Raw genomic sequence first — 7431 nt, forward strand, 5'->3', positions numbered from 1 at the left:
TATGTTTGCTTATGTAACACTTAAAGGCCGCGACTTTTAGGCCTTTGTGTGAAAGAAGCAAACATATCAACCCTCTTTTTTCATACAACAGAGAGAGTTTGGAATTGTTGTTTACGGAACACTTAAATCCCATCCACCCTTCAAACAAAGATTATTTATAAAAAGGGAGAGTTCGAATTTGTTATTTCTGAAATACTTAAAGACCGCGCTCTTTAGGTCTTTGTATGAAAGAAATAATAATTCGAACTCTCCCAGCTTTAATTAATTTTGTTCTATTTTTTCTAGAAGTTTAAAGTCTATCTCTTTAAAATCTACATTAACTTTTTCAACTTTAATCTTAACAACATCACCGATTCTATACATTTTCTTAGTTCTCTCACCTAAAATAGTAAAAGTATTCTCATCAAATATATAATAATCATCGCTCATATCTGCAAGTCTAACTAAACCTTCAACAGTATTATCTAACTCGATAAACATACCAAAAGAAGTTACACTTGAAACAATACCTATAAACTCTTCTCCAACTCTATCTTCCATATATCTAGCTTTATAAATGTCTTTAACATCTCTTTCAGCAAGTTCTGCTTCTCTTTCTCTTTCTGATGATTGAGTAGAAGCATAATCAACTATTTGAGCTAATTGATCTTGTCTCTTTTGACTTATCTTACCGTTTAAGAACTCTTTTATAATTCTATGAATTTGTAAATCTGGATATCTTCTTATAGGTGAAGTAAAGTGAGAATAATATTGAGCAGCTAATCCAAAGTGACCTACACACTCAGGTGAATATCTAGCTTGTTTTAAAGAACGTAACATGATAGTACTTATAGCTTTTTCTTCTGTCTTACCATGTATTTGCTCTATTATACCTTGTAATGCTTTAGGATGAACACTTTCTAAGTCTCCTTTTATAACATATCCAAAAGTAGATATAAACTTATTTAAAGTTTCTATCTTCTCATGTGCAGGAGTCTCATGAACTCTATAAACAAAAGGCATATTTAACCAGAAGAAATGTTCTGCTACAGTTTCATTTGTTATTAACATGAACTCTTCTATTATTCTGTTAGATATTCTTCTTTCATATTGTTTTATATCAACAACATCGCCATCATTATTTAATATTATCTTAGCTTCAGGGAAATCAAAATCTATAGCCCCACGCTTTTCTCTTCTCTTCATTAATATTCTAGCTAGTTTTTCAGCATTGAAGAAATCATCAGCTACCTTAGCAAATGTCTTTTTAAGTTTCTCATCATCTTTTTCAAGAATATCCGATACTTCTGTATAAGTCATTCTAGCTTTTGAATTTATTATCGTTTCCTTTATATCATGCTTAACTACATCACCTTTATGGTCTATTTCCATAAATACTGATAATGTAAGCTTATCTTCAAACGGATTTAAACTACATACTCCATTAGATAAAGTTTTAGGTAACATAGGTATTACCTTATCAACTAAATAAACAGAAGTTGCTCTTTTTAAAGCTTCTTTATCTAACTTACTCTTTTCTTTTACATAGTGAGTAACGTCAGCTATATGAACTCCTAATTTATAGTTTCCATTATCTAATACTTCTATAGATACAGCGTCATCTAAGTCTTTAGCATCTTCACCATCTATAGTGAATATATTCATATCTCTTAAATCTAATCTTCTATCTATTTCTTCTTGTGGTATTTCGATAGCTACTTTTTCAGCTTCATCTAATACCTTTTTAGGGAACTCTTCAGGAAGACCATGTTCTCTTATTACAGATGCAATCTCAACATATCTGTCCCCTTTTTGCCCTAATATTTCTATTATTTTACCTTCTGGTTTTCTATCTTCTGTTGGCCATTGAGTTATTCTACAAACTACTTTGTCATTTCCTCTAGCTCCATTGAAAAATTTCTTAGGTATAAATATATCTTTATTAAACTTCTTATTGTCTGGTAAGACAAATCCAAAATTTTTGCTTTCTTGGAAAGTTCCTACAACATCAGTTATAGCTCTTTCTACAACTTTTATAATTCTACCTTCTGCTCTTTTTTCATCAGTTGCTGGAGTTGTGATCTCAGCTATAACTCTATCATTATGCATTGCTCCATTAAGACTATCAGCAGGTATAAATAAATCTTGTGTATACTCTTCATCAGATTCTACAAATCCAAATCCTTTTTTATGAGATACTAGCTTACCTACAAAAAGTCCCATCTGATTTGGAGATGTGTATTTCCCTTTTTTAGTAAGTATTAAATACCCAGATTCTACTAATTCATCTAAAAAGTTATAGAACATAGGCATTTCTGTATGATGTATATCAAATATCATTGCTAATTCTTCTTTTTTTAGAGGATTGTATGCTGCTTCTGATATAAGTCCCAACAATTTTTGTTTTAATTCTTCACCCATTGTTTTCCTCCTATTAATTTTATTATTACTTTATACTATGCTTTCACTAAATATTTTTCCCATTTTATTTATATAAATTACAATAAGATTAATTATCCATAAATTATATCATTAAATGGTTATAATGGTAAATTATGTTTTATATGATAATAAAAAACAATTACGTTAATCGTAATTGTCATCTTATGTGTAAAATAAATTCAATTTTATTATTTAACTAAAAGTATTGCCATAGCATTTAAGAAAAATAATACTGCACTTATTTTAGTTACTCTTGCTAAAAATGCTTCTTTTCCTTTTGGTTTAAAGTAACTTTGAGTTCCCTCTCCACCAAATTCAGTAGGTACAGCACTCTTAGTATCTTGTGGTAATATACTTACTACTAAAATTATAGATATTACTACCTGTACTCCCATTAATACATTAAACATAGCTATCCTCCTACATTTATAATCACTAATATAGCATAATTTTAGTGTAGCATAATAATATACTACATTCAAGCTATAAAGTCAATCTTGTTGTATTATTACCCAATCTCAACCATAATAATCCACCCTCGAAACTTTCCTTTTTCCCCTCATAAACGTCCGAAGGGTGAATATGTAAGTTCCAGCACCCTTTAAAACTTCTTTCCTCTCATAAATGTCCGAAGGTTTAGTGTATTAGTTTTAACGACCTTTAAAGCATTTTTTCCCTCTCATAAACGTCCGAAGGTTTAGTGTATTAGTTTTAACGCTCTTTAAAGCTTCTTTTCCCTCTCATAAACGTCCGAAGGGTTAGTATGTAAGTTTTAACGACCTTTAAAGCTTCTTTCTAGCTTTGGGAGTAAAACTTACATACTAACCCGAGGACCCCCCTCTTAGTTCTTTACTGCTTTTATAAGGTTAAATATCTGTATTGTTGTTTCAATCATGTTTTGAGTTGCATTTTCTTTTTTCATTGCTTCATCTATTGTCATAGCCTTGTTTACTATAGAGAAATAAGCATCTATACCTTCTTCATTACATTTAACTGCATCTGGTGTTGTACATCCTGCTATTGCTATTACTTTTGCTCCATGTTTTTTAGCTAACTTAGCTACTCCTATTGGTGCCTTTCCCATAGCAGTTTGATTGTCTAATCTTCCTTCTCCTGTTATAACAATATCTGCATCCTTTACTACTTCTTCTAACTTTATTTCATCTAAAATTATTTTTATTCCTGACTCTAATTTAGAATTTAAAAATCCTAAGAATCCAAATCCTAGTCCTCCAGCTGCTCCTGCGCCTTCTATGTGAGCTATATCTTTTCCTAAATCTTTTTTCACAACTTCTGCAAAGTTTTTAAGTCCTTTATCTAATTCCTTTACTATTTCTTCATTTGCTCCTTTTTGAGGTCCATATATATAAGCTGCTCCATTTTCACCATATAAAGGATTGTTTACATCACATGCTATCTTGAAATTACACTCATCTAATTCTTTTAATTTGTTATCTGTTTTTATTCTTTTTATTTGATTTAAAACTTTTCCACCTAATCCCACTAAGTTATCGTTTTCATCATAAAACTCAAATCCTAATGCTTGAAGCATGCCTACACCACAATCATTTGTAGCACTTCCACCTATTCCAACTATGAAGTTTCTACATCCTTTTTCTATTGCTTCTTTTATTATTTCTCCAACTCCATAAGTTGTTGAATTTAAAGGATTTCTAAGTTCGGCTGGAACTAATGGTAATCCTGATGCTTGAGCCATTTCTATTATTGCTGTATTTGTTTCTTTTAATATTCCATAAGTTGCATTTACTTTTTCATTTATAGGTCCTGTTACACTTATTACTTTTTCTTCTCCGTTCATACCTTGTACTAGGGCTTCTACAGTTCCTTCGCCTCCATCTGCAAGGGGCATTATAACTACATCTGATTTATTATCAACACTTAATATTCCTTTTTTAATTGCATTTGCTGCTTCTATCGAAGTTAAACTTCCTTTTAACGAATCTATCGAAATTACTATTTTCATTTTTGTCGCCTCCCTTTGATATTTTCATTATAACAAATTCGCTTTTCTAACCGAATGTTACGTATACTAAATAATACAACTTTATTTAATTTTATTTTGGTACTTATACCATTGAAAAGCTATTCCATTAATGCTTCAAATAAAAAATACCATATCAAAAACTATTTTATTTTGATATGGTACTTTTTATTTTAATTAAATTTTGATAATCGTATAGCTATTGCTATATATAAAACTACAGATTCTTTAAAACATCTAGGATTTAGTCCACTTCTTTGATAAATTCTCTCTAATCTATACTGTAAAGTATTTTTATGAATATATAACTCTTCAGATGTTGCTTTTAATGACATATCATTTTTATAATAAATTTCTAATAATTTTATATCTTCATAATCTAAGTTCTTTAAAACTTTTTCTAGATATTGATTTTTAATTTCTAGATCTAGATTTTCTAATATTAACTCTAAATCTAAATCATCTATATAAGTTAATATCTTATTATTTTTTTTAGAATACTGAAGTGCTATTCTAGCTTCTTGATATGATTTATGAGTATCATATAAATCTTTTAATCTTCCTACTCCACCGTTTAGCTTATCTTTATATTTATTTAGTATATCCATATAAACAAGTTTAAGTTTTTCATACTTTTGCTCATTTACTAAAGCTATACATTCATTAGGATAAACATATATTTTGAAGATATTACCTATAGAATCAAATACCTTACTTATATCTTCTTCTATAATTTCTACTTCTCTATCATTATGATTCTTCTTGATTTTCATAAGTACAACAGCAAACTTTTGATTTACTCCTATCCCAAATTGCTCTAAAATACTTTCAATCTCATTTTTGTCTTCTATACTATCATATATAAGAGACTTAACTACATAATTTATTCTTTGCTTATCTGCCTCATATTTATAATTTAGCTCTTGCTCTTTTATAAATATTTCCGTTATCTTCGTTACTAAAAACCCATATTTACTTACTTCACTTGGTTCTCCAGTTATTCCAATAGCCCCTATTGCATCTTTATTAATTTTTATAGGGTAATTTATTCCTTTTTTACTACCTTCATACTCAGAATTATCTTCAACAGTTATATTACTAAGAGTCTTCACAGCCTTATATCCAGCCTGATGAAATGTATTCAACCTATTCTTATCAGTACTCCCAATTATAACTCCATTTTTATCAATGAAATTTATATCCTTATCTACAACTTCCTTAACTGCATTCACTATCTCTTGAGCTAAATTCTTACTAATTTTATTTATAGCCATAACATAACCTTCTTCACAAATACTTTAATATAAATCATACTAATATATACTCTTTCCCAAACCTCAAACAAACTTTCATTTTAATGGTGCATATTTTATTTCCAACACCCTTTAAAGCATCTTTTCAGCTTTTAAAATTTTAATTTCTCAAAATGTCCGCAGGGTGAATATATTAGTTTCAGCGCCCTTTAAAGCTTCTTTTCAGCTTTGGAAGCGAAATCTCACCAAGCGTCCGAAGGGTGCATGTATAAGTTTTAGCGACTTTTAAAGCTTCTTTCTAGCTTTAGGAGCAAAACTTATACATGCACCCGAGGACCCTCTAAAAGGTTATAAAACTGAAAAGAGCCTTAGTAAACTAAGACTCTTTTTTAGCATTTATCTATATAATTTGAGGTTATTTCTTTAAGTTATAGAATGAGTTTAATCCGCAGTATCTAGCAGACTCACCTATCATCTCTTCTATTCTTAATAATTGGTTGTATTTAGCAACTCTATCAGTTCTTGATGGAGCACCAGTTTTTATTTGACCAGCATTTACAGCTACTGCTAAGTCAGCTATAGTAGTATCTTCAGTTTCTCCAGATCTATGAGATATAACTGCAGTGTATCCAGCTCTCTTAGCCATTTCTATAGCATCTAAAGTCTCAGTTAAAGTACCTATTTGGTTAACTTTTACTAGTATAGAGTTTGCTACACCAGCTTCTATTCCTCTTTCTAATCTTTCAGTATTAGTAACAAATAAGTCGTCTCCAACTAATTGTAATTTGTTTCCTAATCTGTCAGTTAATACTTTCCATCCATCCCAATCTTCTTCGTCTAATCCATCTTCTATAGTTATTATAGGGAAGTTGTTAGCCCAATCTTCATATAAATCAACCATTTCAGCAGAAGTTAATTCTTTTCCTTCTCCAGCTAAAACGTATTTTTTAGTTTCTTTGTTGTACATTTCTGTAGCAGCAACGTCAAGTCCTAACATAACGTCTTTTCCTGGCTCGTATCCAGCTTTTGATATAGCTTCAACTATTAATTCTAAAGCAGCTCTGTTTGAATCTAAGTTTGGAGCGAATCCACCCTCGTCACCAACACCACAAGCTAATCCTTTTTCACCTAAAACTTTCTTTAATGAATGGAATACTTCTGCTCCCATTCTTAATCCTTCTCTGAAAGATTTAGCACCTACTGGTAATATCATGAACTCTTGAACGTCTACGTTATTATCAGCATGCTCTCCACCGTTTAGTATGTTCATCATTGGAACTGGTAATTGCTTAGCATTTACTCCACCTATGTATTGGAATAATGGTAAACCAACTTCTTCAGCAGCAGCTCTAGCTACAGCCATAGAAACACCTAATATAGCATTTGCTCCTAATTTACCTTTGTTTGGAGTTCCATCTAATTCTATTAATAATCCATCTATCCCAGGTTGGTCTGTTGCATCCATACCTTCTAATTCAGGTGCTATTATTTCGTTAACGTTGTCAACAGCTTTCTCAACACCTTTTCCTAAGTATCTTCCTTTATCTCCATCTCTTAACTCAACTGCTTCGAAAGCTCCTGTTGATGCTCCTGATGGAACTATAGCTCTACCAGTTACTCCACTTTCTAATACTACTTCAACCTCTACAGTTGGGTTTCCTCTTGAATCTAATACTTCTCTAGCGTATACTAAATCGATTAATGACATAATTATGTCTCCTTTCAAGTTTATATATCAAAGTTTTAAATATATAT

5 protein-coding genes are annotated in these 7431 nt (G+C 30.6%); all 5 read right to left on the reverse strand.

The window, feature by feature from the left end:
* Nucleotides 1-261: 261 nt before the first annotated feature.
* The 5 genes from rnr to eno all read right to left on the reverse strand — a co-directional run bounded on the left by rnr (nt 262) and on the right by eno (nt 7384).
* Entirely contained in the window at nt 262-2400 is a 2139-nt protein-coding gene (gene rnr, locus VN21_RS08725) for a ribonuclease R (protein ID WP_046822904.1), read from the reverse strand.
* Nucleotides 2401-2609: 209 nt separating this feature from the next.
* Entirely contained in the window at nt 2610-2831 is a 222-nt protein-coding gene (secG, locus tag VN21_RS08730; protein ID WP_052169208.1) for a preprotein translocase subunit SecG, read from the reverse strand.
* A 431-nt stretch (nt 2832-3262) separates the two neighbouring features.
* On the reverse strand, nt 3263-4405 hold the full coding sequence (locus VN21_RS08735; protein ID WP_046822905.1) for a glycerate kinase family protein: 1143 nt from the start codon (nt 4403-4405) through the stop codon (nt 3263-3265).
* 191 nt (nt 4406-4596) lie between these two features.
* On the reverse strand, nt 4597-5697 hold the full coding sequence (locus VN21_RS08740; RefSeq protein WP_046822906.1) for a CdaR family transcriptional regulator: 1101 nt from the start codon (nt 5695-5697) through the stop codon (nt 4597-4599).
* Nucleotides 5698-6091: 394 nt separating this feature from the next.
* Nucleotides 6092-7384, reverse strand: a complete 1293-nt coding sequence (gene eno / locus VN21_RS08745) for a phosphopyruvate hydratase (protein WP_046822907.1) — start codon at nt 7382-7384, stop codon at nt 6092-6094.
* Nucleotides 7385-7431 lie beyond the last annotated feature (47 nt).

The organism is Paraclostridium benzoelyticum, assembly GCF_001006285.1.
GTDB lineage: Bacteria > Bacillota > Clostridia > Peptostreptococcales > Peptostreptococcaceae > Paraclostridium > Paraclostridium benzoelyticum.